General features: G+C 49.4%; 19 protein-coding genes and 1 pseudogene. 16 read left to right on the top strand and 4 right to left on the bottom strand.

The genetic code is table 11. From position 1 onward, the window contains the following. Positions 1 to 104: 104 nt before the first annotated feature. The 3 genes and pseudogenes from PaeBR_RS19660 (at position 105) to PaeBR_RS19650 (ending at position 5,716) form a co-directional block, all read left to right on the top strand. Entirely contained in the window at positions 105 to 2,300 is a 2,196-nt protein-coding gene (locus PaeBR_RS19660) for a methyl-accepting chemotaxis protein (protein ID WP_410512195.1), read from the top strand. Positions 2,301 to 2,458: 158 nt separating this feature from the next. Then, a pseudogene (locus PaeBR_RS19655) lies at positions 2,459 to 3,749 on the top strand (APC family permease); the annotation flags it as partial. Between the two features lie 185 nt (positions 3,750 to 3,934). Then, positions 3,935 to 5,716, top strand: a complete 1,782-nt coding sequence (locus PaeBR_RS19650) for a peptidoglycan D,D-transpeptidase FtsI family protein (protein ID WP_410512194.1) — start codon at positions 3,935 to 3,937, stop codon at positions 5,714 to 5,716. Here the strand turns inward: PaeBR_RS19650 and PaeBR_RS19645 are convergent. Then, complete coding sequence (locus PaeBR_RS19645; RefSeq protein WP_410512193.1) at positions 5,677 to 6,879, bottom strand: AI-2E family transporter; 1,203 nt, start codon at positions 6,877 to 6,879, stop codon at positions 5,677 to 5,679. The genes PaeBR_RS19650 and PaeBR_RS19645 overlap by 40 nt on opposite strands. A gap of 249 nt (positions 6,880 to 7,128) precedes the next feature. Between PaeBR_RS19645 and PaeBR_RS19640 the strand changes: the two genes are divergently transcribed. Continuing rightward, a complete protein-coding gene (locus PaeBR_RS19640; protein ID WP_410512192.1) occupies positions 7,129 to 8,523 on the top strand; it encodes a polysaccharide deacetylase family protein in 1,395 nt (464 codons plus the stop codon). An 88-nt stretch (positions 8,524 to 8,611) separates the two neighbouring features. Here PaeBR_RS19640 and ilvD read toward each other — a convergent pair whose 3' ends face one another. Next, a complete protein-coding gene (gene ilvD, locus PaeBR_RS19635) occupies positions 8,612 to 10,297 on the bottom strand; it encodes a dihydroxy-acid dehydratase (RefSeq protein WP_410512191.1) in 1,686 nt (561 codons plus the stop codon). 576 nt (positions 10,298 to 10,873) lie between these two features. Here ilvD and PaeBR_RS19630 point away from each other — a divergent pair. Beyond that, the gene (locus tag PaeBR_RS19630) at positions 10,874 to 11,131 is read left to right on the top strand and encodes a transposase (protein ID WP_410512190.1); all 258 of its coding nucleotides are present in this window, start codon (positions 10,874 to 10,876) and stop codon (positions 11,129 to 11,131) included. A 98-nt stretch (positions 11,132 to 11,229) separates the two neighbouring features. Here PaeBR_RS19630 and PaeBR_RS19625 read toward each other — a convergent pair whose 3' ends face one another. Beyond that, positions 11,230 to 12,270, bottom strand: a complete 1,041-nt coding sequence (locus PaeBR_RS19625; protein ID WP_410512189.1) for an acyltransferase family protein — start codon at positions 12,268 to 12,270, stop codon at positions 11,230 to 11,232. Between the two features lie 202 nt (positions 12,271 to 12,472). On the opposite strand from PaeBR_RS19625, the gene PaeBR_RS19620 reads away from it, so the two are divergent. The 4 genes from PaeBR_RS19620 to mgrA all read left to right on the top strand — a co-directional run bounded on the left by PaeBR_RS19620 (position 12,473) and on the right by mgrA (position 15,870). Then, entirely contained in the window at positions 12,473 to 13,216 is a 744-nt protein-coding gene (locus tag PaeBR_RS19620; protein ID WP_410512188.1) for an alpha/beta hydrolase, read from the top strand. 33 nt (positions 13,217 to 13,249) lie between these two features. Continuing rightward, positions 13,250 to 14,017, top strand: a complete 768-nt coding sequence (locus tag PaeBR_RS19615) for an HAD family hydrolase (protein WP_410512187.1) — start codon at positions 13,250 to 13,252, stop codon at positions 14,015 to 14,017. 29 nt (positions 14,018 to 14,046) lie between these two features. Beyond that, positions 14,047 to 14,784 carry an NAD-dependent protein deacylase gene (locus PaeBR_RS19610; RefSeq protein WP_410512186.1) on the top strand — a complete coding sequence of 246 codons (738 nt, stop codon included), beginning with the start codon at positions 14,047 to 14,049 and terminating at the stop codon, positions 14,782 to 14,784. Between the two features lie 81 nt (positions 14,785 to 14,865). Beyond that, positions 14,866 to 15,870 (top strand): L-glyceraldehyde 3-phosphate reductase, encoded by a 1,005-nt coding sequence (gene mgrA / locus PaeBR_RS19605; protein ID WP_410512185.1) that lies wholly within the window; start codon positions 14,866 to 14,868, stop codon positions 15,868 to 15,870. Positions 15,871 to 15,983: 113 nt separating this feature from the next. Here the strand turns inward: mgrA and PaeBR_RS19600 are convergent, their stop codons facing one another. Then, positions 15,984 to 16,862 (bottom strand): AraC family ligand binding domain-containing protein, encoded by an 879-nt coding sequence (locus tag PaeBR_RS19600; RefSeq protein WP_410512184.1) that lies wholly within the window; start codon positions 16,860 to 16,862, stop codon positions 15,984 to 15,986. Positions 16,863 to 17,029: 167 nt separating this feature from the next. Here PaeBR_RS19600 and PaeBR_RS19595 point away from each other — a divergent pair, with 167 nt between their 5' ends. From PaeBR_RS19595 to ptsG, 7 genes are all read left to right on the top strand, one after another. After that, positions 17,030 to 18,208 carry a galactokinase gene (locus PaeBR_RS19595; RefSeq protein ID WP_410512183.1) on the top strand — a complete coding sequence of 393 codons (1,179 nt, stop codon included), beginning with the start codon at positions 17,030 to 17,032 and terminating at the stop codon, positions 18,206 to 18,208. Position 18,209: 1 nt separating this feature from the next. Next, a complete protein-coding gene (gene galE, locus PaeBR_RS19590) occupies positions 18,210 to 19,196 on the top strand; it encodes a UDP-glucose 4-epimerase GalE (protein ID WP_410512182.1) in 987 nt (328 codons plus the stop codon). 22 nt (positions 19,197 to 19,218) lie between these two features. Continuing rightward, complete coding sequence (locus PaeBR_RS19585) at positions 19,219 to 20,799, top strand: UDP-glucose--hexose-1-phosphate uridylyltransferase (protein WP_410512181.1); 1,581 nt, start codon at positions 19,219 to 19,221, stop codon at positions 20,797 to 20,799. A 324-nt stretch (positions 20,800 to 21,123) separates the two neighbouring features. Then, positions 21,124 to 22,287 (top strand): iron-containing alcohol dehydrogenase, encoded by a 1,164-nt coding sequence (locus PaeBR_RS19580; RefSeq protein WP_410512180.1) that lies wholly within the window; start codon positions 21,124 to 21,126, stop codon positions 22,285 to 22,287. Positions 22,288 to 22,456: 169 nt separating this feature from the next. Continuing rightward, positions 22,457 to 23,344, top strand: a complete 888-nt coding sequence (locus PaeBR_RS19575) for an effector binding domain-containing protein (RefSeq protein ID WP_410512179.1) — start codon at positions 22,457 to 22,459, stop codon at positions 23,342 to 23,344. 218 nt (positions 23,345 to 23,562) lie between these two features. Continuing rightward, positions 23,563 to 24,435 (top strand): glucose PTS transporter transcription antiterminator GlcT, encoded by an 873-nt coding sequence (gene glcT, locus PaeBR_RS19570; protein ID WP_410512178.1) that lies wholly within the window; start codon positions 23,563 to 23,565, stop codon positions 24,433 to 24,435. A 300-nt stretch (positions 24,436 to 24,735) separates the two neighbouring features. Then, complete coding sequence (gene ptsG, locus PaeBR_RS19565) at positions 24,736 to 26,796, top strand: glucose-specific PTS transporter subunit IIBC (protein WP_410512177.1); 2,061 nt, start codon at positions 24,736 to 24,738, stop codon at positions 26,794 to 26,796. Positions 26,797 to 26,810 lie beyond the last annotated feature (14 nt).

The raw sequence follows: 26,810 nt of genomic DNA, 5'->3' as shown, positions 1-26,810 counted from the left end.
TAGTTTGCGCTTACATATACTTATAATCCAACTGGCAGGTGATCGTAATGGGGACTCCTCAACAGGAGAGTAAGAGGGAAAAGCGGAAAGAAGGAAGGCTGAAGGTGGGTAAGAAAGGAACGCTGGCGATTGAACAGAAGGCAGAGGCGGACAAGAGCAAAAAAAGCAGGGCATTTGGAAAAATATCGGACATAAGCTTTAAGGGAGTCCTGAATGGTTCTGCGAACCAGGTGAAAAAGGCCAATCCGATCCACTCGGTCGGAGTTAAGCTGTTTCTGATCTTTTTATCCAGTATTGTTATGGTCGTTCTTCTGCTGGGATTAATGTCTTATACTAAAGCTAAAAACACGATCAAGAAAAATGTATCCGAGGCTAACCATCAGACCATTATGCAAACTGCGGAGAAAATGGATATTATTCTGAGTCAATATGAGAAGCTGTCTGTTCAGCTGTTCTTCGATACGGAGGTTCAAACTCAACTTACCAATTTGAAGGATGCGGAAAACTACTATGATAAATTTATGGCAACCAACCTTATCGGTAAAAAACTCACCAACCAGACTACATCCGATTCTAATATCGTGAGTGTTTCCTTTATTCCCGACAACCCGGTTATTGATCCCATTTCAAGCGGCAACACCAGCTTCGAGATGGACGGTCTGCGGGATCAGCCTTGGTTTAAACAAGTGGTGGAGAACTCCAAAGCCTATAAGCCATGGTACAGTGATGGTGAAAAAGAGGCAGCACAATATTACTGGTTTTCAGCTTCGCTTCAGGGACAGCGTAAAACCAATATTGCCATGGCCCGTTCGCTCAAAAATCTGGGTGATCTTTCGGGCTATGTTGTATTAATCGAATTAAAGAATGAAATGCTTGAGAACGCCTTCAAGAGCGTCAAGCTGGGTGATGGGTCCTTGATTCAGCTGGTAACGCCTGAAGGAACACTTGTGGCATCAAATGCTGAGAATGAGGCAGGTTTGCCCTCCAGATACAAATTTATCAAAGAGAGTAAGAGTAATAACGGCAACCAGGAAACAACTGACGAGAACGGAGAGAACCTCTTGGCGGTCTACAGTCCATTGCAAAGAGCGGATTGGAAACTGGCGGGTGTCGTCCCTACAAGCGAGCTTGTTAAGGAAGCACGTCCGATTCTGATGACTACTTATATTGCTGCTGGTGCAGCTGCTGTGCTGGCGGTTCTGCTCGGGATCTGGATGGTGCGTATGATCGCCCGGCCTCTGGCCCGTTTGAAGAATCTAATGATACAAGGTGCCAAAGGCGATCTTAGTGTGCGGACCGAACATGTATCCCAGGATGAAATCGGCCAGCTGTCTTCCTCATTCAATTTGATGATGGAACGCATTACAGATCTGGTAGCGCAAACAACGGAGACTGCCCGTGAAGTGCTTGAGACCGCAGGTGAACTGGGAGAAGCTTCACGAAAGACTGCTGTATCTGCAAAGGAAATTGCTGCAGCTACTGAAGAAATCGCCGGAGGTGCCACCAGTCTGGCGTTAGAAGCCGAACGGGGTAATGATCTGACTGAATTGATCTCGAGACAAATGGGAACGGTTATAACCGCCAATCAGGAGATGGATGGAGCAGCTCGCGGGGTTGGAGAAGCCAGCGAACGGGGAGCGACGCAATTGAAGGATTTGCTTGCCCAAACCAGCCGAACCGGAGAAATGACAGGCGCTCTGGTGGATCGGGTGAACAATTTGAAAGAAACGGTATATTCAGTAATCAAGGTGCTCGACGTAATGAAGAATATTACGCAGCAGACGAATATATTGTCGCTGAATGCGACGATTGAAGCAGCACGTGCAGGTGAAGCAGGCCGGGGCTTTATGGTAGTAGCAAATGAAGTCCGGCAGCTGGCAGACCAGTCGAAGCAGTCCATTGCCCTTGTAGCCGGCATTACCGATAAGATTATGACAGAGATGAACGAAACGGTAACCGTATTGTCTGAAGTGGCCCCGCTCTTTAAAGAACAAATGAGTTCGGTGAAGTATACAAGCGATATCTTTGTATCTGTACAAGGACAGATGAATGATTTCATAACAAGCCTGGAGTCGGTGACAGAGTCGATTAACAGCTTGAATCATTCCCAGAGCGTCTTGTCGGGGGCTATGGGGAATGTAAGTGCTGTGGCGGAGGAATCGTCTGCTACTGCGCAAGAGGTGGCTTCTCTTAGCAACGAACAGCAGAATGTAAGCGACCAACTGGTATCGCTCTCAGGCAAGCTGGAAAGTGTTTCGGGTCAATTGGAGGGTAAATTGGCGCTATTCACCATCGAATAAATGCATACACGATTTAGAACAATCGCTTCTTCCTTGTGAAGGAGCGTTTTTTTAAACTTTCAGAACACTTCACTGCATACTGCATTTCTTGTCACTTGAGATTATTATTTCACCAACAGGGTAATATAAAAATAAAAAATGTGGCGGTGAATGAACTGATGCTATCTTCCCTAAAACGATTATTAATCGGACGACCGTTAAAATCAACGGAATTAGGCGAATTCGATCCCGATTGCCCTTGGGGTATTGGTACTGTTGTTGGCACTTATTTTGTCTTATCGGCAAATTATCTTTGCCTATCCTCATGGCGGCGGAGCTTATGTGGTCTCAAAGGAAAATCTGGGTTTATTCCCCGGGTTAATCGCCGTAAGCTCCTTGCTGGTGGATTATATTTTAACGGTGGCCGTAAGTGTATCTGCGGGTTCGGATGCGATTACGTCGGCTTTTCCAAATTTGCATTCCTATAATGTAATCATTGCCGTCTTTTTTGTAATCTTCATTACGACCTTGAACTTGAGAGGGGTTACGGAGTCGGCTTCCATCTTAGCCTATCCGGTTTATTTATTCGTTCTGGCGTTATTCATCCTTATCGGTGTAGGTATTTACAATATCTTGATTGGTAATGTGGCGCCTGAGTTACATACTCCTATAGGCACCCCGGTGGCGGGAATCAGTTTATTTCTGCTTCTTAGAGCTTTTGCCTCCGGAAGCTCAGCTTTAACAGGGGTTGAAGCCATTTCGAACGCAATTCCCAACTTTAAATCCCCTGCTCCCAATAATGCTGCCAAAACGTTAGTGGCTATGGGAACCTTACTTGCGTTGTTATTTACGGAAATCGTATTTCTAGCTTATTTCTACGGGATTGCTCCCCGTGAAGAGGTTACCGTTGTCTCAGATATTGCTGAACAGATCTTTGGGCGAAACTTTTTGTACTACTTTGTTCAGGGAACTACAGCATTGATATTAATCCTTGCCGCCAATACAGGTTATTCTGCGTTTCCTTTACTCGCGGTTAATCTTGCCAAGGATAAGTATATCCCTAGAATGTTTACGGTTCGCGGAGATCGCCTGGGGTATTCCAATGGGATTATTATTCTTGGTGTTTTATCTATCCTTTTGATATTGGCATTTGAAGGGCAGACTGAGCATCTCATCCCACTTTATGCGGTAGGCGTGTTCATCCCCTTTACCCTCTCCCAGACGGGCATGATGGTCAAATGGATTCGGGAAAAGCCTAAAGGCTGGATCACCAAGCTCATCATTAACACGACCGGCGCATTGATCAGCTTCATAGTTACAATCATGTTCTTTTTAACCAAGTTTACGCAGGTGTGGGCTGTATTAGTTTTTATTCCTATTATTGTATGTATTTTTCTTCGAATCAAAAAGCATTATGAAGCGGTGGCCGATCAATTGAGAATTCATTCGTGCCCGCTTGCTGAGACGGAAAGATGTAATAATCACTACTGTGCCGTACCACTTGAAGAAGTAAGATTGGACACCTCCAGCTAAATCAAGACTACAGGAAAAGGCGTTCCGCCAGTATGAACTTTTACTGGCCGGAGCGCCTTTTTTGTCCGGATTATGGAAAAGGAAAGAAAGGACATAATAGCTAATGAAAAGGAGGATGACCCATGCCGAGAAAATTTAATAACCGCATCTTTAGCGGTCTGCTCCTATTGTCTGTTGCCGTTGCCGTACTGATTCTCAGGCTGGCCTGGGTTCAATTTATGCTGAAGGATCAGCCGGTTCACGGCAGTAAGTATACACTGGCCAAGATGGCAGAGGTTCAGAGTGAACGGGAGACTGTTCTGGATAGCGGCCGAGGCCGCCTATATGATCGTAACGGCAAGCCGTTAGCCGGAGAAACGATCTGGACGGCAGTTTTTTTTCCGCAGGAGGAGGGAGAGAAGATTAGCAATCAAGCGGAGAATTCCGCCCTGCGCCGTCTGGCCGATCTATTGGGAACCAGCTATGGGCAGCTGCGGGACCGGATATCCATTCTACAGGAGCCTTTTCTCTGGCCTTCTGCCATGGAAGAAGGTCCACTTGCACTTACTCCGGCTCAGGCTGAGGAAATAAGCAGACTTGGGATCAGCGGTTTGAAGGTGATGCCATTTGCCCGCAGATATGACGGGATGGAATCAGGCCGGCAATGGCTGGGATATTTGTCGGAGACAGCGCCTCAATCCTCATCGGACCTCCGAATTCCATTGAAGGGTACTGCAGGCCTGGAGAAGACGCTTGAGCCGCTGCTGCACGGCGTAGGTCATACTGAAGCCTATGCGCAGGTGGATGCCCGGGGCAACCGCCTGCCGGGAAGCGACATCAAGGTGCGCACACCTGCCAATCCTTACTATCCGCTTTCTTTATATACGACGATTGATAAGAGGCTTCAGGAAGGCATTGAAGAGTTGACTGTCAAGGCCGGGGTTAAGGAGGGAGCTGTAGTGGTCCTTGACGCCCATACGGGGGACATTGTAGCCATGGTCTCCCGTCCCTTTTATAATCCGGAGGAGATATCTCCCCAGGGCGGGGAGTGGAACAATCGGGCACTGCAGGCTACGGAGCCTGGATCGATCTTCAAAATCGTAACGGCAGCCGCCGCCATGGAAACGGGGGTTACAACACCGGGGGAATTGTTCTATTGCAAGGGGAAGTATGACAAATACGGACTGACCTGCCATGAAGGAAAAGGACACGGGCCCCTTACTCTGGCCGAAGGGTTCGCCGTGTCCTGTAATACTGTATTTGCAACTCTGGCTGAGCGACTGAGCGGTGGGCAGCTTCAATCGGCTGCGCTGGCACTCGGACTGGGAAGAGAAGTGGGCTGGCAAGCGGAAGACACCCTTGGAATGAATCAGCTAAAGCCGCTGGCAGGGGAGCAGAAGGGGACAATCTTCTCTACACTGCTCAAGGATGACGGCGGAGCGAGAGTCCAGACGGCGATAGGACAGCGGGATGTAAGGGTGTCGCCGCTTCAAGCTGCCAATCTGGTCATAACCCTTCTGCATGGAGGAGAGGTATCGGCTCCACGTATTTTGGAGAGGGTTAACTTCGCAAACGGCCAGAAGCTGATGGACCTGCCGCGTCATCTTGCGCCATCCTTTGCTGACCGGATTACCGAGCCTACAGCCAAGCTGCTGCTCTCCTGGATGCGCAAGGTGGTAACAGAAGGCACAGGCAGCTCACTGCAATACGCAAAATGGCCGCTGGCCGGTAAATCCGGTACCGCGCAAACCCTTGTAAAGGGACTACCGCGCAACAATCAATGGTTTATCGGCTATGGTCCGGTTGACCGCCCTCAATATGCTGCAGCGGTAGTTGTGCAGAATGTGGCTCCCGGCAGCCGTCACACCGCTACGAAGCTGTTCGGTCAGGTCATGGATCTTCTTTCCGTATCTTCAGGTGCATGAGAATCTGAGCTCTCTTGCCCCACTTGCCCCTCATCATCTTCTGCGGGTGCATGTTCGCCTGCTGCGAATGGAGAGACGATAAATTCTCCCTTCGGCAGGAAAATCCAGCGCTGGAGATAACCCTGCTGCAGCAGCTCCTTGATCAGAATAAGCAGAATCGGCGACAAGATCAATCCGGCCACGCCAAAGGCGGAGGTGGACAGAATGACAAACGAGAGCATCAGGAAAGCTGAGGATACACCGATGGAGTTGCCTGTGATCTTTGGCTCCAGCAGCTGGCGAACAACAAGAACTATGGCCAGGAGAACGATCAGTCCAATGGCGAGCGACGTATTCCCGACGATAAACAAATAGATAATCCAAGGAATTAGAATGGTCGAAACTCCGAGCAGCGGCAGTATATCAAATACGGCACATACCAGCGCCATGGTAATTTCATTACCGGTACCGAGAATAAACAGACCAACAAGAACGATGACAAAGGTAATCGAGATCAGAATAAGCTGTGCTTTTAAATAAGAGCCGATTGCTTTAAAGACATTGCCCTGGAGGAAGCGGTAGGCTGTCTTGAACGTTTTCGGCATTTTGTCATGGGCGATTTTGCGCCAATCCTTGATTTCCATACTTAGAAAAAACGCCAGAATGATTGCGATTCCGAAATTAGCCATAAAGGAGGAGAACGAGCCCAGAACCCCGATCATATAACTAAAGAATACAACCAGCCAACGGGAGAGAAGGTTAGTCGCATTCTGGAAATAGCCATTCACTTTATCGGCTAGATCAGGTGGCAGATTGGCTACTTTATGCTGAAGATAGGTGGTAAACTCCGCAAAATGCTGCTGCACCACGTATGTATACTTTGGAAGATTGGACTGAAAATGCAGCGCCTGGGTTGTAATTAACAGTCCAGCCCCAAACAGGATTCCCAGCAGGAGTATGAGAAACAGCAGGACGGATACCGCCGACGCAAAAGGCTTGGCAAGACCCTTACGGTTCAGAAAACGGGCCAAAGGCTCAATCAGCATGAACACGAAGAAGGACAGGAACACCGGAGCAGCTAATCGATAGAGGGTGCTGAAAGCAAGCATGACTAAATAAACGGTCAGCACGATCAGGCCGAGGTCAAAAAAAGTGCGCCAATATTTTTTGTAGAGAGGCAGCATATAGATAAACGACTCCTTTTCAGTTAGGTTGACTGTCTTATACTACTTGAATTCATTGTACACGATTTTACTGAAAAAACGTCTTTTTCTTGGTTACCTGTGTTAAAATAGGAGGTAATGTTTTTTTGAGAATTTTGATTTATCCGCTATATAAGCGGCTGTTTCATACTCTACTTGGCCGTATCACAGGATCTGCTTGCAGACATAAGGCGAGCCAAAGTCATACTTCTGGAAAAGCGGGGAATACACATGGAGACTTTGCTGCTCTGGCTATTCTACATTTCATCATTTTATGCTTTTATCCCTGGCCTCATCAGCCGGATTTTCGGATTCCGCGTCTTTCGCAAGGGAACTGGAATCGGGGAATTTGCCCTTACCTTTGATGATGGTCCGGATCCCCGATTTACGCCGAGACTACTTGATTTACTTAAGCTGCACGAAGCCAAGGCTACCTTTTTTGTGGTCGGGTCTCATGCCGAGAATCATCCTGATCTCATTCGGCGTATGCATAATGAAGGTCATCTTATCGGTATTCATAATTACGTGCACAAGAGCAATTGGCTGATGCGCCCTTCAACTGTGCGCAAACAGATTCAGCGGACTGATGATATTATCTACAGCATTACCGGAGAACGAAGCACCTATTACCGCCCGCCCTGGGGAATCGTGAATTTGTTTGATTTCTCCAAGCGACGCCAGGTACAGATTGTGCTCTGGTCGGCAATGTTCGGTGATTGGCGCGAGAAACAGGGTGCCGAGCGTCTTGCTGAAAAGATGCTCTCCCGCCTGAATCCAGGTGAGGTGATGCTTCTTCACGATCGGGGAACCACGCTTGGCGCAAATCCCGGAGCGCCGGAGCATATGCTTGTGGCGCTTGAATATACTCTTCGGGAAGCTGCCAGACGGGGGCTGCGAAGTATCCGGGTTGACGCGATGATCAAGGCAGCGGAGGATTCACCGTTGCTGCGGCTTCCGTTCGGAAAACGTCTCATAGTAGGGCTGTGGCTGGCCTGGGAACAAGTCTTTCAAGCCCTTTTCCGCTTGAAGACGGTCTCTCCGGACCATCCGTTCCTCCATTATCGTTTACGCAATTACCAAGGGCAGCAGGTAGTATTGGATGGCGGTGTCATGCTGCAAAAAGGCGATAAAGTGATTGAACTTCATATTGATAACAAGCAGCTTTTCGAGCTGGGTCTTCATTCCCGTTCCGCTGCCCAGCTTGCCATCCGCATGATTCGGCGAATGAATCAGGATCTGCCTATTCTGGCTGACCGGATTGCTGCCGATGGGGAGCTTATGAAGGCTAAGGCGCTCTACGGTGTCAGCATGCTCAACCGGGGGCCGGAGAAGTTCGGATTCACCGTACTTGATTTGCCGGACGGATGGTTTGCCCGTTCTACCAAGTTTTATCTAAGCGTGCTTTTAAGTGTGATCCATCCCGCCGGAGGTGAGCGGCTGAAGGAACGAAGTGAGGTTCTTGTGCCGAAGATGATTCTGATGCCTGTGGCGCAATTGATGCTGCGCTCGGAGGAGAAGATGCCTCATGAGCGTGGAGTGAAGAAGCGGGAGCTGCGGGAAGAGGATTTGTCACGCAAAGGAGTTGTCCATGAAGCTGAGCTTCCAAGCGCTACGATTGTGCAATAACAACTAGTTTTTTATAGAAGAAAAGCCGTCATCCCGGAGTAAATACCGGAGTGACGGCTTTTTGTATCTCAATCATTTGCCAGCCATACTAAATCTTCAAAACAGCACCGTTGCTTGCATTGGTAACGAGCTTGGAGTAGCGGGCCAGATAGCCTGTCTTAACCTTCGGCTCGAACTCTTTCCAACCCGTGCGGCGAACGGCCAGCACTTCCTCATCTACGAGCAGCTCAATCTTGCGGTTGTTCAGATCCAGCTCGATGATATCGCCGTCTTCTACAAAGGCAATCGGTCCGCCTTCAGCCGCTTCGGGAGAGATATGCCCGATGCTTATGCCGCGGGAAGCACCCGAGAAACGGCCGTCAGTGATAAGGCCGACCTTGGCTCCGAGTCCCATGCCCACGATTTGCGAGGTTGGTGCCAGCATTTCCGGCATTCCGGGTCCACCCTTCGGACCTTCATAACGGATAACGACAACATGTCCTTCTTTGACTTTGCCGTTCGCAATGCCTTCCAGTGCGGTTTCCTGGGAATCAAAGCAGATCGCCGGGCCTTTATGGTAGCCGCCTACAGAGGCGTCAACCGCTCCGACTTTGATGATCGAGCCTTCAGGAGCAAGGTTGCCGTAAAGCACGGACAGACCGCCAACCTCGGAATATGGGTTGTCCAGGGTATGGATTACATTGGTATCCAGAATTTCATGGCCTGTAACATTCTCGGCAAGTGTCTTACCGGTAACGGTCATGCAATCGCCGAACAGGGCGCCCGGTTTCTTGAGCAGCTCATTCAATACGGCACTCACGCCGCCTGCACGCTGCACATCTTCAATAAAGAAGTCGGAAGCAGGAGCAAGCTTGGACAGGTAAGGAACACGGTTCGCAACTTCATTAATACGTTCGAGCGGGTAGTCGATGCCTGCCTCCTGGGCGAGAGCAAGGGTGTGCAGCACCGTGTTGGTAGAACCGCCCATTGCCATATCCAGCGCAAAAGCGTTATCCAGCGATTCTTGGGTCACGATATCGCGCGGCTTAAGGTCCAGCTTAATCAGCTCCATAAGCTGCGTAGCGGAATCACGCACGAATTGCTTGCGCTCTTCGGCTACAGCGAGGATGGTGCCGTTCCCTGGCAGTGCCAGTCCAAGCGCTTCAGCCAGACAGTTCATGGAGTTCGCCGTGAACATTCCGGAACAGGAACCGCAGGTTGGACAACCGTATTGTTCTAATTCGAGCAGCTCAGCGTCGTTGATTTTGCCGACCTGGTGAGCCCCCACACCTTCAAATACGGAGGTAAGTGACAGCTTCTTGCCCTTGCTGTCCACACCGGCTTTCATCGGCCCGCCGCTTACAAAGATCGTCGGGATGTTGACGCGCAGTGCGCCCATCATCATGCCTGGAGTGATTTTATCGCAGTTCGGGATGCAGACCATACCGTCGAACCAGTGGGCGGATACTACGGTCTCAAGGGAGTCGGCGATAATCTCGCGGCTGGGCAGCGAGTAACGCATCCCGATATGACCCATGGCAATGCCATCATCGACACCGATGGTGTTGAATTCAAAAGGCACACCCCCGGCTTCGCGAATCGCTTCTTTAACAATCTTGCCGAACTCCTGAAGGTGCACGTGGCCTGGCACGATATCAATATAGGAATTGCAGACCGCAATAAATGGCTTGCCGAAATCTTCCTCTTTTACGCCGGCCGCTCGCAGGAGACTGCGGTGCGGAGCCCGGTCAAAGCCTTTCTTAATCATGTCTGAACGCATTTTCTTGGCTGCCATTATGACATTTCCCTCCTAAATAATTTATAATCCAATATGGTGTCGCATTAACGCAGTGCTCTGTATAGAGCCGTGTATATGCGGTTTATAGAAGGAACGGGGTCCTGCTTCCTGGTACAGAAGGCGGGGCGAAGCCGTTTCTATAAAATAAAATACGATAAATGGAGATTAACGGAAGCCGACTCCTACAGGGAAGGCAAGCCATTGTTATTAGTGAGTCTATCACAAACGGCTGCATTTTTCTACCGCGCTTGTGTTAAGTATGAACCTCTGTTTCGCCTCTTCCCGTAATAAAAAAGGGGTGTCCCTAAAGCTGTGTACATGACTGCTGGACACCCTTTGCTTTGGAGTAGGATGTAGGGAGGTGTTCTGGGCAGACGCTCCGCGAACGGAACGTTGCTACAATCGCTGTTGTCTCCAGATTTTCTGAATTACCCTTAGCGGGTAAATCCGGAGACAAAGGCGAACGCTATCGCTTTTCCGCAATCGTCCCGTCCTCTCCACTGCTTTCAGCGGGAATCGTTTCTACAATATTTTTAGTACAACACAAAGAAATTGCCCTTTGTTAAAATGTAAGTGTCGAAGCAACCATTTTATAAGGAGAGATCAGGCAAGGGAATTATTGCGGAACGAGGATGGATATGCCTGGCGGTTCGAAGAATGGCAGAACCGGAGAGTGTGTTCGGACAACTGAAGAACAACCAGAGATTCCCGCGGTTACTGCTTCGATGCATGGCAAATACAACCCTCAAAGTCGGGTGGCTTTCGCATGCCCATAATCTGCAGAAGCAGGCCCCTACAGATCGAAAACAAAAACTAGCCCGTCTCCAATAACTCGGAGACGGGCTAGTTTTTACCGTTTTAAGATGAGAGGGGATGTTTTCGTTCGTAGAGAAGTCTACTTATGGGTCAGTCCCCGCTTTGCAATGTAGCTATAAGGAGCGTCGCAGCACAGCGCGCTGCAGGGACATCATCCAGCTTACCGGAGGCTCTACGAGTGGATGGAGCCATTGTTTGACCAGCGGCTGGGCCAAAAGTACAGTGAGGGAAACGGCGGCGGTGAGCAGAATAACAGCACCTGCGGCATTTCCGATATAGGCGTATACTCCGGAGACGACAGCCAACCGCACGATAAATCCATGCAACAGGAACACATACAATGTGCGCCGGCCCCAATCCGTCATACGGCTTTCCCGAAATGGAACCCAGCCGAGAAAAGCCAGAGCGGCTGTAAGCTGAAGGCCATAAATGGCCATGCGGTACAGTCCGGCATACCATTCCTGATGATCAAGCTGCATATAAGTCATGCTGCCGAATAACCAGCCGAGCGGAAGCTGTCCGCCCCAGCTCATCAAGAGGATAAACAGCAGCAGTGAGGCAGCGGACGCCGTGATCTTGATCCATTTGGTATATATACGGGCAAAAGATGAAAATGAAAAGTGATAGCCTGCCACAAAGAACGGCAAGTATACAAAAGTTCTGCTAATGCTGAACCAAACGCCTTCAAGCTGCAAATATCCGACTAAAACTCCGGCAAGGACGGCGAACATCATTTGTCCTGTCAGTGTCCATTTACTCATGCCCAGCATCAGAAGACGCCAGAAGGCATGACTTGCCAAAAACCAGAGCAGCAGATAAGGGGCGAAGAAGGAATGATGGATGCCATTTACTTGAAACAGGGTTCGATCAAGCAAGGAGTAGAGGCTTTGAAATATAACATACTGCAATCCGATCTGCATAAGCAGCTTGCGGCCGGCGGCACCGGTAAGACTTTTTCTGGCGAAATATCCGGTTACCAGCACGAACAGGGGCATATGGAAGCTGAAAATCCACAAATAGAGGGCATGCAGCCCGCTCATCGTTTCAATCAGCGGCTCAATGGCGTTGCCCGCAAATACAGTGACAATAAGAATAAAGCGGAGGTTCAGGAAAAATGTTTCACCACGCGCTTCTATTGGGTTTTCCCTGACCATGTTTTTCCCTCCTGTCACTAAGAATTATTACTTTAATTTTAAAATAATAACATCAATGACATTGTGATAATAATCACTTTAGCAAGCGTTATCATGTCATAGAATTGTGCCAATACGTTGAAGTTGTTTGAATTCAAGGATTCAACTATAATTTTGTTTATTAAGAGGAAGCAACACACGCAGCTCTACTTAGGAGTGGACAATGTTGAAAAAGAAGGTAACAAAACGCAGTGTCGGCATTGCATTTTTAACCGTTCTTATTGCAGGGGGCCTGCCGCTTTGGAGATATTTGATTCCTTATGCTCCTGCCGATCATGCGCAGTCTGCACTGGTATCCGGAGGCGGGATCTTCGTAGAGCAGAATGACAATTGGATCTCCTTCATTCCGTCAATCACCACCGGAGCAGCAGTTATCTTTTACCCGGGAGGACGTATAGAGGCGGAAGCCTATTCGCCTATGGCCAAGAGAATTGCGGCCGCGGGACATCCCGTCTACATTGCGCATATGCCGCTTAATCTGGCGGTGGCTAAGATAAACGCTGCCGAAGAAATTATACGCGTGCATCCGAAGCTTTCTTTTGTCTTGGGTGGTCACTCCCTGGGCGGTGTAATGGCTTCCAGGTATGCGGCCGAACATCCAGATCAGCTGGAAGGCGTGTTTTTCCTGTCTTCCTATCCTGATAAGAAAGGAAGTCTGAAGGGGAAGACCTTAGCCGTGTTGTCGGTGCTAGGGACAGAGGATCAGGTTATTAACAGGGACAGCTACCGGGAAGGCCGCTCCTACCTGCCGGATAATACCGTATACTACTCTCTGGAGGGAGGCAATCACGCCCAGTTTGGCAGCTACGGAGCACAAAAGGGCGACGGGGAAGCAAAGATATCCGAGGAAGAGCAGCAAAGCCGTACGGCCCGTATAATGCTGGATTGGCTTGGAAATCTGCGCTGACACGATGGTCTTGAACGGGAGGAGAGCTAGGAAATGCCTTTTTTGTATGTAAATAATAAATCTGTGCATTGCAAAGGAATACTGTTTGACAAGGATGGCACACTGCTCGATTTCATGGCGATGTGGGGCGCATGGGCGGAAATTGTCCTTGGCGGCATGGAGGACACCCTTACCCAAATAGGAACCGGCTTTTGCGGCAATGCTGCCAAATTACTCGGAACAGAGCATGACGCCGGCGGCAGGGTAACCGGGTATGATCCCGGAGGGCCGCTGCCTATGGCCACAGTTGAGGAGACAAACGGCATTCTTGCCTGGCAGCTGTACGCGGCCGGAGTTCCATGGAATGAAGCTTTAACACGTGTGACTGCCATAAGTAAGGAAGCCATGAACGAGGTCCGAAGACGCCGGACTGCGACACCTTTGCCGGGATTGCTGCCTTTCCTTCATCAATGTGCCGGAGCTTCGCTGAAGCTTGGCGTCGTTACCTCTGATGAGTCCGCGACAACGGCCGAACATTTGGATTGGCTCGGAATTGCCGGATTTTTTGACACGGTTGTAACCAGGGACAGGGTAAGTATGGGGAAGCCGGCTCCGGAAATGGCCCAATTGGCCTGCAGGGAGTTGGGGCTGGCTCCTGACGAGACAATTATTATTGGAGACAGTAATGGTGATATGCAAATGGGCAAGGCCGCAGGCCTGTGTCTGACAGTCGGTATCGCCGGGAGAGATGGCTTCAGGGAACACCTGCTTGACGCAGATACTGTTATTGCCGATTTCTCCGGGCTGGTTATTACACCTTGAATCCAGCATAGAAAGGATGCGCTATATAGATGGAACAATTACAGACTCTTGCTTCCTGGATCAAGAGCAGCAGCAAGATCGTTTTTTTTGGCGGAGCAGGAACTTCTACAGAGAGCGGCATTCCTGATTTTCGTTCGGCAGCAGGGTTGTATCAAACACAGCAAAATTCCCCGTATCCGCCTGAAGTGATGCTCAGTCGAACGTTTTTTATGTCCTCACCGGACATTTTTTTTGACTTTTACCGCGGTAAAATGATTCATCCAAACGCTCAGCCGAACGCGTCCCATGCTCTCCTTGCAAAGCTGGAACAGGAGGGTAAGCTGAAAGCAGTCATTACACAGAACATTGACGGCCTGCACCAAAAGGCGGGCAGCCGGCATGTGCTGGAGCTGCATGGATCTATCCATCGCAATCACTGCATGGACTGCTCCTGCTATTATGGGTTGGAGTCGATTATCGGCAGCCCAACCACGGTACCGCGCTGTCCCGAATGCGGCGGCATCATTAAGCCGGATGTTGTCCTCTACGAGGAAGAGCTTGACCATACGGTGCTGATGGAAGCTGTAGAGGCGATAGCTTCCGCTGACCTGCTCATTATTGGCGGAACCTCGCTTACCGTGCAGCCTGCAGCAAGTCTTGTCACTTATTTCAGCGGGCGGCACACGGTGCTGTTGAACGGGGACCCGACACCCTATGATCATCGCGCGAATCTGATTATTACAAATCGTATAGGCGAGACGATGGGAAAAGTCCAAGAGATACTATAATTCATGATTCCCGGATTACAATGGCTGACAATGGTTTAAAATAGGTTAATTGGACACCAGAGGAGAGGCAGGGATAATGTAATGGTATATGTGGCTAGCGATGAGCGATATGAAGTGATGCGGTACAACCGCTGCGGTCATTCAGGTCTTAGGCTGCCGGCTATATCGCTGGGTCTGTGGCATAACTTCGGCGGAATCGACACGTATGAGAATGGAAGGGAAATGATCACCAGGTCGTTTGATCTGGGAATTACCCACTTCGATCTGGCCAATAACTATGGGCCGCCCGCAGGTTCTGCGGAGGAACTGTTCGGTAAAGTGCTCGACCGGGATTTGGCCCCCTACCGTGATGAAATGGTGATTTCAACAAAGGCGGGATATTATATGTGGCCCGGCCCTTATGGTGATTGGGGTTCGCGGAAATATGTGCTCTCCAGTCTTGACCAGAGCTTGAAGCGGCTTGGCCTGGATTATGTGGATATTTTCTACTCTCATCGTCCTGATCCGGAAACACCGCTGGAGGAGACCATGGGCGCACTGGATCATGCTGTACGCTCCGGTAAAGCTCTTTATGTTGGATTGTCGAATTACACTGCGGAGCAAACAGAAGAAGCAGTCAAGATCCTTCGGGAGCTTGGCACACCGCTGCTGATCCACCAGCCAAGATACTCTATGCTCGACCGCTGGATTGAAAACGGGTTGCAGGATGTGCTTGATGAACATGGAGTAGGAAGCATTGCCTTTACACCGCTGGCTCAGGGATTGCTTACCAATAAATATTTAAATGGAATTCCGGACGATTCGAGGGCAGCGAAACCTTCTACAGCGCTGAGTGAAAGCCGGATCACACCCGAGGTCATGCGTAAAATCAGGGCGCTTAACCAGATTGCGGCGGCACGGGGTCAAAGCCTGGCCCGGTTTGCGCTCGCTTGGGTGCTGCGCGGCGGCCGGGTCACTTCAGCATTGATAGGTGCAAGCCGAGTCAGCCAGATTGAGGATAATGTAGCCGCATTGTCCAATACGGAGTTCTCGCCGGAAGAAATGGACCGGATTGAGACCATCCTCAAAACAGAGAATGAAGCATAGGTGTACTTAGTGAATTCAGCTATGGCACAGGCAGGCTGCAGCAATAGCCCGTTTCCCTTAAGGGACGGGCTGTTGCCGTATAATCGAAAGAGCCGGAGGTTCATTTCATTTGATTAAGGTGCAGACAGGTCAGTATGTCGTGCGACCTGGATCCGGTAAGCTGTCGGGGATTGGGCGCAGAAACGTTTGAACTGCCTGGAGAAATACAAAGCGTCCGTCAGACCGACAGAGGCGGCAATTTGCTCCACCGACAGCTCGGGTCTCTCCCGCAGCAGCTGGCGTGACTTCTCAATCCGCAGCTTCAGCAGATAGGTCACTGGTGAGATGCCGGTTTCCTGTTTGAAGACGCGGGAAAGATAGGCGCGGTTATACCCCAGACTGTCGCACATCTGCTCAATCGAAATAGGATGGGCATATTGGGAAGACATGTAGTGAATCATTTGCTTCACGGTCCGTTTTACCTGAGATCCCGCTCCCGGGAGGCGTGAGGAAGTGGAGAGCCGTTCGGCTGCTTCTCCTACAATCAGGTACATATAACCGAGTGACGTCAGATGGGCGCTCTCCTTATTCGCGTAGAAGGATTCCATCATCCCGGCGAGGGCTCCGGGGATTACGCTGCCCTCAGCGGTGGACAAAACTGGCTGTTCCGGTGTGAACCCGGCCTGCAGCACCAGCCCGTCGCTTTCCCTGCCGGTAAACGCCGCCCATCTGTACCGCCAGGGATGCTCACTGTCGGAGATATAGCTGACCAGCTGACCGGGATGGATCAGAAAACAATCGCCGGCGCCGAGCTCATAATTCCGCTGCTCTGTCCGGAAGATGCCGGAGCCGCCTTCCACATAATGCAGCAAATAGTAATCGTAGATTTTGGGGCCGGCCTGATGCTGCGGCAGCGTCTGGCTCTTGCCTGCGAAGAGTACATGCAAATTTTGCTTATCATAGTATACGGGGTTCGATGCCACCACATAGGTGTGGTCATAGGTATGTTCCATGGGGGGTCTCCTCTCATGCCTTTATTATAGAGAGTGAAGTCACATTTATCCATACATTACACACATGATTGCATTACGTTCGGAAGTCTGTTTTTATTATAATATAAGCATACAAGAACTAATACGTATTCCTAAAAGCGTGAACAGTGAAAGGATGGAGTGACATTATGAGCATAGGACAAATTAAACAAAAGCTTATCGGCAAGTACGGCGAAAGTGGACAAGAGGAGCGGGTGTTTTATGCACCGGGACGCGTTAATCTTATCGGGGAGCATTTGGATTATAACGGCGGTTATGTTCTTCCGGCCGCATTGGAGTTCGGCACAACGTTAGTCGTCCGACCGCGCAGCGACGGTAAAGTAATCTTCGCATCCACCAACTTTCCGTATGAGGCCTCCATCGATTTCCAAGACATCGGCAGCGAAAAAAGCGGTGAATGGATCGACTATCCAATCGGCGTATTGATGGAATTGAAGAAAAAGCAGATTCCTTTATCCAGGGGATATGACCTGCTGTTCCATGGCGATATTCCGAATGGTGCAGGCTTGTCTTCATCAGCATCTCTTGAGGTGGTAACCGCATATGCATTCCTGACCCTGGAAGGCGGGGATACGGATACGGTTGAGATCGCTCTTTTGTCACAGCGTGCAGAGAACCAGTATGTGGGGGTAAACTCCGGCATCATGGATCAGTTCGCGGTTGCCAACGGCAAGCGGGACCACGCCATTTTGCTTATGTGCGACACACTGGAATATAATTTGGTGCCTTTCGTTACCGGCGCTTATAAGCTGATCATCGGAAACACGAACAAACGGAGAGGACTTGTGGACTCCAAATACAATGAGCGCCGCCAGCAATGTGACGAGGCGTTGGCTATTTTGCAGCAAGTGGTTCCATCCCTGTCTTACCTGGCCCAGCTGAAGCGTGAACAATTTGAGGAGCATCAGGATAAAATCGCAGACGAAACGGTCAGACGCCGCGCACGCCATGTGGTGGAAGAGAACCAGCGCGTACTCGACTCCGTAGAGGTGCTCAAGAACAATGACCTTAAACAGTTCGGACAATATATGAACGATTCCCACGCTTCGCTGCGCGATTTGTATGAGGTGAGCTGTGAGGAGCTGGATATCATGGTTGAAGAGGCTCAGCGCATTCCGGGTACGCTCGGTTCCCGTATGACCGGCGCAGGCTTTGGCGGCTGTACAGTATCGTTGGTACATGAAGATGACGTAGAACGGTTTATCTCCGAGGTCGGAGAGGCGTACACTACAAGATCAGGTCTGCAGGGCGAGTTCTATGTATGCGGCATCGGCAATGGTGTGGAAGAATTGAAGGGAGTGAAGTAAGATGGCGATTCTGGTAACAGGTGGAGCAGGGTATATCGGTTCCCATACCGTAGCGGAGCTGCTGGAACGGGGCGAGGAAGTGGTGGTCATCGACAACCTCCTGACAGGGCACCGCGAGGCGCTGCTGGGCGGCAAGCTTTATGAAGGCGATCTGCGTGACAAAGAACTGCTGGCGAAGCTTTTCTCCGAGAACGTAATTGATGCAGTTATCCATTTCGCCGCAAGCTCACTCGTTGGTGAAAGCATGAAAGACCCTGTGAAATATTACGATAACAACGTATACGGCACACAGTGTCTTCTGGAAGCAATGCAAAAGGCCGGCGTAAGCAAAATCGTATTCTCCTCCACAGCGGCGACCTACGGCGAACCGGAAAAGGTGCCGATTGAAGAAACCGACCGCACCGAGCCTGCGAATGTGTATGGAGAAACCAAGCTGACCATGGAACGCATGATGGCCTGGTTCGATAAAGTCCTGGGCATCAAATATGTTGCTCTTCGCTACTTCAATGCTGCGGGCGCTCACGCAAGCGGCAAAATCGGTGAAGATCACCGTCCCGAAAGCCACCTTATCCCGCTGGTGCTGCAAACCGCTCTGAAGCAGCGTGACAGCATTGCTGTCTTCGGAGAGGATTATCCAACGGAAGACGGAACCTGCGTACGCGATTACATCCACGTCAGCGATCTGGCAGATGCCCATGTCCGTGCGGTAACCTACCTGCGCAGCGGCAGTGTTAGCAGCGTCTTTAACCTTGGCAACGGGCTGGGCTTCTCCGTCAAGCAGGTGATCGAAACCGCCAAGAAGGTAACCGGCCTTGAAATTCCGGTAGTCATTCAGGAACGCCGTGCCGGAGATCCCGCAGTGCTGGTAGCTTCCTCCGACAAAGCGCGTTCCATTCTTGGCTGGAACCCGCAGCACGCGGATCTGGAGAATATCATTCAAAGCGCCTGGAACTGGCATTCCGCTAATCCGCAAGGATACGGCAATTAATTAGTTTTTAAGGAGAATCAAGATGGACAACGAGAATAAAGCAACTCCCGCCGGAGTGGAGGCGCTGCAGGCTATTGAACAGCTTACACTCTTTGCTCTGCGTCAGAAACTGATTGAGCCGGCGGACTTTGATTATAGCCGCAATGTGCTGCTGGATCAGTTCGGGTTCAGTGAGCCTTATTTTGGAGAGATTAACCAAGCTCCTCTGGAAGGTCCGCAAGCTCCACTCGATATATTGATTGATTACGGATTTGAAATCGGCCTTATCCCTGAGAACAGTGATACCTACCGTGACCTGCTGGATGCCAAAATCATGGGACTTCTGATGGCCCGCCCGTCGGAAGTCAATGCCGAATTCGGCCGATTGACAGCAGAAAAAGGCATATCCGCAGCAACGGACCGCTTTTATAAGCTTAGCATTGATTCCAACTATATCCGGATGGACCGCATTTCCAAGAATGTCTACTGGCTGCAGGATTCACCTTACGGTGATATCGAAATGACGATTAATTTGTCCAAGCCTGAGAAAAGTCCCAAGGAAATCGCCATGGCCCGGCTGCTTCCGCCGCCGGTATATCCGAAGTGCCAGCTCTGCCGCGAGAATGTAGGGTATGCCGGACGGGTAAACCACCCGCCGCGGCAGAACCTGCGCGTCATTCCGCTTGCGCTGAACAATGAGAACTGGTTCTTCCAGTACTCACCTTACGTGTACTACAATGAGCACTGCATCGTGTTCCATCACGACCATGTGCCGATGAAGCTGACCAAGGATACCCTGAAACGTCTGCTGGGCTTCGTGGATTTGTTTCCACATTATTTTATCGGCTCCAACGCCGATTTGCCGATTGTGGGCGGATCTATACTAACGCATGATCATTTCCAGGGTGGACGCCACACCTTTCCGATTCAGAAAGCGCCTAAGGAAATTACCTACAGCCATGAATCTTATCCGGGCGTCAGCATCAGCATCGTGAAATGGCCGATGTCGGTATTGCGCTTGAATGGACAGGAAGCCGCGGTTCTCCTGGAGTGCGGGAATGCCATTTATGAAGCCTGGAAAGGCTACAGTGATCCTGAAGCCGAGATTCTGGCCTTTACGGAAGCTGGGGGCGAGACTACCCCGCACAACACCGTCACACCGATTGTTCGGCGGGCGGAAGACGGCGGCTATGAGATGGACCTTGTACTCCGCAACAACCGCACCAGCGAACAGTATCCGGAAGGGATTTTTCACCCGCACCGGGAGATGCACCATATCAAGAAAGAGAATATCGGCTTGATTGAAGTCATGGGACTGGCTATTTTGCCTGGACGGTTAAAGGAAGAACTCGATAACATCGCCGGTATTCTTGCCGGAGACACGGCTGCGCTTGATGCATTGAAGGGGGATGCGCATCATCCCCTTGCCCAGCATGCTGAATGGGTTCAGGAGTTGGCGGAACGATTTGGCACAGCGATGAACCGTGAAGAAGCGGTGAAGACGGTGCAGAACGAGGTTGGCATCAAATTCACACACATTCTGGAGCACGCCGGCGTCTACAAACGTACAGATGAGGGCAAGACAGCCTTTAACCGTTTTGTGGAAAGTTTCGGAGCCCGCTAATAAAATATGACACGGATATCCGGTTTTCTCTGCAGAGAGAAGCCGGATGTTTTTTAAATGTCATAATTAAGATGTAATAAAGAACACTATAGTACAAATGGTTTACAGGCCTAGATTGTCTCCTTATAGGATTAAGAAATAATTTAACGGGATTTTCTCGTGTTAATGGAGTCGCGCTACCCGTACGGAGGGGATATAACGGGATTTTCTCCTTCTAATTTCTCGAAACAAAGCAAAGCTTATAGTTACTCATTTGAATGAGATTGATCAGAGGGATATAATAGGTGGGTGCACTTTATTTAGAAACTATGGAGGGTTATACCTATGCGGAAGTTTGAATTTCACAACCCGACGAAGCTCATTTTCGGACAGGGTACACTTGAAGCTTTGAATCGCGAAGTACCTAAATACGGCAAAAACGTCCTGCTGATGTACGGCGGCGGCAGCATCAAACGTAACGGCTTATACGATAAGGTAATCTCACAATTGAATGCACTCGGTGCCGTGGTAACGGAACTGTCCGGCGTGGAGCCCAATCCGCGTTTATCCACAGTACATAAAGGTGTGGAGCTGTGCCGGGAGCATCAGATCGACTTGATCCTTGCCGTCGGCGGCGGAAGCGTACTCGATTGCGCCAAAGCGGTTGCGGTAGGTGCCAAATATGAGGGCGACATGTGGGATTTCGTAGACCGCAAAGCAGTTCCACAAGACGCGCTGCCTCTGGGTACGGTTCTCACTATGGCGGCGACCGGCTCCGAGATGAACAGCGGCTCGGTAATCACCAATGAAGTGACTCAAGAAAAAATGGGTTGGGGCAGTGCTCATTCATTCCCGGCATTCTCTATTCTTGATCCCGAGCACACCTTTTCCTTGCCGCGCGACCAGACAGTGTATGGAATGGTGGATATTATGTCGCATGTGCTGGAGCATTATTTCCATCTGGACGACAATACGCCGGTTCAGGACGGCTTCTGTGAGACACTGCTTCGTACCGTAATTGAAACCGGACCGAAACTGATTGAAGATTTGGAAAATTTCGAACTGCGGGAGACCGTTTTGTACTGCGGTACGATGGCCCTGAACGGTATGGTCAGCATGGGTTTCGCTGGTGACTGGGCAACGCATAACATCGAGCACTCGGTATCGGCAGTATATGACATTCCACATGGAGGCGGCCTTTCCATCCTGTTCCCGAATTGGATGAAATATAACCTTAGTGTGAATCCTGCGCGCTTCCGTAAGCTTGCCGTTAACGTGTTTGGTATTGATCCTTCCGGCAAAACCGATGAGCAGGTCGGTCTCGAAGGCATTGAAGCTTTACGCCGCTTCTGGGATTCCATCGGTGCGCCAAATCGCCTTGCGGATTATGATATTGACGATAGCCAGCTTGGTAACATGGCTGATAAGGCGGTCAAGTTCGGTCCCTTCGGCAACTTCCGCAAGCTGCAGCATGAGGATGTAGTCGAGATTTATAAAATGTCTCTGTAAGGCCGTAGCATAACAACCTATTTTTCGGAAAATGAATAAGCGGCAAGTCTCTGGATGATCAGAGATTTGCCGTTTTTTCGTTTTTAGGAGAGTTAGCAAAGCAGGAACAATTATCCTTCAAGGCTGCTGCTATAATAAAATCACCGTACGGAGAAAGGCTGGTGGTTTATTGAATTATAGAAATGACATAGAAAAGTGTATTCAGTTCATTGAAAATCATATTAAAGAAAATCTGACAGTCAAAGACATTGCTGCCGAGGTTGGATATTCTGTATATCATCTCTGCAGAGTGTTCGGCTTGTGCAAGGGAATGTCTGTGATGGAATATGTTCGGAGCCGGAGATTGTCATTAGCGGCGACAGAATTATTTAACGGCAGAAAAATCATTGATATTGCTTTAGACTACGGTTTTGAAACACAAAGCGGGTTTACTAAAGCGTTTCGTAAAGCTTACGGCTATAGCCCGACGAAATATGCTTCACGAGTGGGCGGAAATATTAATGCCAAAACAAATTTAGGAGTTGGAGGTTATCTTATGAACCCTGTTATTTTAAACAAACCTTCCTTCAAGGTTGCGGGTTATGGTATCCAAACGGATATCGCTGGCAGCAATTATACCAAGGATATTGCTTCCTTCTGGAGCAATTATGACGGTGAAAATTTAGAATCAAAAATGTACGAAATTCTCAATCCGCCCAAGCACGGAGAGGTAGGCCTGTGTGTTCCCTCATCCGAAGATGGAAAAGCAACCTATCTCCTGGGTGTAATAGTAGAGCATTTTTCAAACGTAAGAGAGGATATGCTGACGATTGAGATCCCTGAAGCCCAATATGCCGTTTTCACAACGCCACCTGTGGATTTAACCCATGAAACAGAACAACGGGAATTTACGCAGGCTATTAAGAAGACCTGGAAATATATCTTTGAAGATTGGTTTAAAGACTGCGGTTATGAATATGACGAAAGCAAGCTTGACTTCGAATTCTATGATGAACGCTGCCATAACCGGCCGGATACGGTCATGGAAATTTACATTCCTGTGAAAAAGATAAGCTAAATAGAATGAACTAAAAAGAATAACGCAACGGATGAGATCTGTGAAATAACGGAGCATGCCCTGTGAGCATTGAAGGGCATGCTTTTTTTTCGATTCGCGCATACTTCTTTTCTCGAATTTCTGGTGTTATGATGGAGTCGTGAGTATAATCTAAATCGTGCCGCTTCACTTGGCTGGTGCCGGAAGTAAGGTATTTAGATATAAAAGAGGTGTCAGAAGTGAGCAGCATTACAGTGGCTAAGGTACTTAACAACAATGTTATCATCGCCGAACATCCCCAGTATGCCGAAGTGGTCGTTATCGGCAAAGGTATAGGCTTTAACCGCAAAACGCGTGATCGTATAAAGCTATCCTCTGTGGAGAAGATGTTCATTCTCCGCAGTCAGGAGGAGCAGGAACAATATAAGCAGCTCGTTCCCCAGGTGGATGAGAAGCTGATTGAGGTCGTCCAGGAAATTGTTATCCATATTATGCAGCACAGCCGTGAGCCGCTTAATGAGCATATCCATATTGCGCTAACGGATCATTTATCCTTTGCTATTAGACGCCATGAACAGAAAATTCCCATCCATAATCCTTTTCTGTATGAGACCAAAGAGATATATCCCGAGGAATATGCGATGGCGGAATATGCGATAGGCAGAATTAACGAGGTCATGCATGTCTCTATGCCTGCAGATGAAATTGGATTTGTGGCCCTGCATATTGTCAGCGCTCTTAGCAACCGGCACATTACCGAGGTTAAGCAGCATTCCGTACTGATCGGGGATCTGGTAAGTCTGGTCGAGAACAGCCTGGAATACCGTATTCCGCGTGATTCGCTTGATTATTCCCGGCTGGTAACTCATTTGCGTTTTGTGCTGGAACGGTTGCGCCGGGGAGAGACGGTCAGGGAAATATCCTCCCTAGACGGACTAATGAAGCGTGAATATCCGGAAATGTATTCATTGGCCTGGAAATTGACAAAGGTTATGGAACAGCGTGTCCGTATACCGGTATATCCCGCAGAGGTAAGTTACCTGACTGTCCATTTGCAGCGCCTGGCCCAGAAGAAAGAGGAGGAGTCGGGAATGGAGGAGAACCAAGACTGACCCAGAGTCACATTAAGCTTTAATCCTGTGTCTGTCCTGTGAAACCTGTCGAAATCTCCAAAATCATGCTTGCAACTTAAAAAAAACGGTGCTACAATGATCCCAGTTATTGAACAAAACAGAATACGAACGTGTAACTGATTCGATCAGGCATGAGTGATTTACAGTATTTTGGTTGTATAACCCCTTGTCGGGGTAATCTAACTTTAGAGTTAGACTGCAACCCATATGCTGTATTGCTCATGCTTTTTTTGGCTTCTGTTTTGTTGTTGTGACATCAAAATTAAGGAAGTGACTTGAATGTTTAAAAAGCTTTTTGGCGTTTTGCAAAGAGTTGGTAAGGCATTGATGCTCCCGGTAGCTATCCTGCCGGCAGCTGGTCTGCTGCTGGGAATCGGAAATATGCTTGTTAACCCGGATTTCTTGCAATACGTACCGGCATTAGAGAACGATACTGTTCAGGCTATTGCCAATGTATTAATGAATTCGGGACAAGTTGTATTTAACAATCTCTCGCTGCTGTTCGCAGTGGGCGTAGCGATTGGACTGGCTGGCGGGGAAGGCGTTGCAGGCCTTGCGGCGATCATCGGTTTCCTCGTAATGAACGTTACCATGGGTACCGTTGTCGGCGTTAACAACTATGTACTGAGCCAAGGCAACTTTGCTTATGCCAGCGTGCTGGGGATTCCGACTTTGCAGACCGGTGTGTTCGGCGGTATATTAGTCGGTATACTGGCAGCGGCCATGTACAAGCGCTTTTTTACAATAGAGCTGCCGTCTTACCTCGGTTTCTTCGCTGGTAAACGTTTTGTGCCTATTATGACCGCAGTAACCTCACTACTTCTCGGACTTGCTTTAACCCTGGTCTGGCCGCCGATTCAACACGGCCTGAACTATGTATCACAAAGTATGATTGATACGAATAAAACACTCGCAGCCTTTATCTTTGGTCTGATCGAGCGCTCACTGATTCCGTTCGGTTTGCATCACATTTTCTACTCTCCATTCTGGTACGAATTCGGAACTTATGTAGATAAAGCCGGCGACCTGGTCCGTGGTGACCAGCGGATCTTTATGCAGCAGCTTCGTGATGGCGTGCCTTTCACAGCGGGTACTTTTACTACCGGTAAATATCCGTTTATGATGTTTGGTCTTCCGGCAGCCGCATTGGCGATCTACCATGAGGCCAGACCTGAGAATAAGAAATTCGTTGGCGGTTTGATGGTTTCCGCTGCGTTAACTTCTTTCCTTACAGGTATCACCGAGCCGCTGGAATTCTCGTTCCTGTTCGTGGCTCCGCTGCTGTTCGCAGTCCATGCCGTTTTTGCGGGCTTGTCCTTCATGACCATGCACATTCTCAACGTCAAAATCGGTATGACCTTCTCCGGCGGCTTTATCGACTATGTGCTATTCGGTATTATCCCGAACCGCACAGCCTGGTGGCTGGTAATTCCGGTAGGTCTTGTTATCGCGGTAATCTACTACTTCGGATTCCGCTTTGTAATCCGGAAATTCAATCTTAGAACTCCGGGCCGTGAAGACCCTACTGATGATGATGAGCAGAATACAAATGTGGCAGATGTTTCTACCAGTGGCAATGATTTGCCGAGCAACATTTTGTCCGCTCTGGGCGGCAAGGAAAATATCGCACATCTGGATGCTTGCATTACCCGCTTACGGGTTGAGGTTAAGGATAAAGCAGGTGTAGATAAGAATCGTCTCAAGAAGCTTGGTGCTTCCGGCGTTCTAGAGGTCGGCAATAATGTACAGGCGATCTTCGGTACACGCTCCGATACGATTAAATCTCAAATCCAGGATGTAATGAATGGTAAAACTCCAGTTGCTGCTGCTCCTGTTCCTGCGCCAGAGGAAGAGAAACAGGCAGGCGAGGATGGCGTGTCCATTATCCCTGAGGATATTGTCTCACCGGTAAACGGGGAATTGCTTGATATTACTCAGGTTCCGGATGCTGTTTTCTCGCAAAAAATGACAGGTGACGGGTTTGCCTTCCTGTCCGATGACGGCAAAATTGCTTCACCGGTATATGGCAAGGTGTTCAACGTATTCCCGAGCAAGCATGCTATCGGAATTATGTCCGATGGCGGCAAGGAAGTGCTCGTTCATATCGGCGTCAATACAGTTAAGCTGAAAGGTCAAGGCTTCACTGTACTTGTTGAAGAAGGCGATCTTGTTGCTGCAGGACAACCGATTATGGAGGTTGATCTTGAATACGTGAAGGCCCATGCACCTTCGGTAATGTCGCCGGTTATTTTCTCCAATCTTCCCGAAGGCACTTCAGTAACACTGAAGAAACCGGGCAAGGTAAATATCGGTGACAAGGATATTATCGTCATCCAGTAAAAAGTGCAAAGGTG

It is taken from the genome of Paenibacillus sp. BR2-3, assembly GCF_046529485.1.
In the GTDB taxonomy this organism is placed as follows: Bacteria; Bacillota; Bacilli; order Paenibacillales; family Paenibacillaceae; genus Paenibacillus_AQ.
The sequence above is the reverse complement of the archived record's forward strand: the minus strand, read 5'-3'. Positions and strand labels throughout refer to the sequence as shown.

What these genes read in the sequence shown, in the direction of transcription:
- PaeBR_RS19650 (WP_410512194.1), top strand. Translation starts at nt 3,935, where the DNA reads ATGCCGAGAAAATTTAATAACCGCATCTTTAGCGGTCTGCTCCTATTG.
- PaeBR_RS19645 (WP_410512193.1), bottom strand. Translation starts at nt 6,879, where the DNA reads ATGCTGCCTCTCTACAAAAAATATTGGCGCACTTTTTTTGACCTCGGC.
- PaeBR_RS19640 (WP_410512192.1), top strand. Translation starts at nt 7,129, where the DNA reads ATGGAGACTTTGCTGCTCTGGCTATTCTACATTTCATCATTTTATGCT.
- ilvD (WP_410512191.1), bottom strand. Translation starts at nt 10,297, where the DNA reads ATGGCAGCCAAGAAAATGCGTTCAGACATGATTAAGAAAGGCTTTGAC.
- PaeBR_RS19625 (WP_410512189.1), bottom strand. Translation starts at nt 12,270, where the DNA reads ATGGTCAGGGAAAACCCAATAGAAGCGCGTGGTGAAACATTTTTCCTG.
- PaeBR_RS19620 (WP_410512188.1), top strand. Translation starts at nt 12,473, where the DNA reads ATGTTGAAAAAGAAGGTAACAAAACGCAGTGTCGGCATTGCATTTTTA.
- PaeBR_RS19615 (WP_410512187.1), top strand. Translation starts at nt 13,250, where the DNA reads ATGCCTTTTTTGTATGTAAATAATAAATCTGTGCATTGCAAAGGAATA.
- PaeBR_RS19610 (WP_410512186.1), top strand. Translation starts at nt 14,047, where the DNA reads ATGGAACAATTACAGACTCTTGCTTCCTGGATCAAGAGCAGCAGCAAG.
- mgrA (WP_410512185.1), top strand. Translation starts at nt 14,866, where the DNA reads ATGGTATATGTGGCTAGCGATGAGCGATATGAAGTGATGCGGTACAAC.
- PaeBR_RS19600 (WP_410512184.1), bottom strand. Translation starts at nt 16,862, where the DNA reads ATGGAACATACCTATGACCACACCTATGTGGTGGCATCGAACCCCGTA.
- PaeBR_RS19595 (WP_410512183.1), top strand. Translation starts at nt 17,030, where the DNA reads ATGAGCATAGGACAAATTAAACAAAAGCTTATCGGCAAGTACGGCGAA.
- galE (WP_410512182.1), top strand. Translation starts at nt 18,210, where the DNA reads ATGGCGATTCTGGTAACAGGTGGAGCAGGGTATATCGGTTCCCATACC.
- PaeBR_RS19585 (WP_410512181.1), top strand. Translation starts at nt 19,219, where the DNA reads ATGGACAACGAGAATAAAGCAACTCCCGCCGGAGTGGAGGCGCTGCAG.
- PaeBR_RS19580 (WP_410512180.1), top strand. Translation starts at nt 21,124, where the DNA reads ATGCGGAAGTTTGAATTTCACAACCCGACGAAGCTCATTTTCGGACAG.
- ptsG (WP_410512177.1), top strand. Translation starts at nt 24,736, where the DNA reads ATGTTTAAAAAGCTTTTTGGCGTTTTGCAAAGAGTTGGTAAGGCATTG.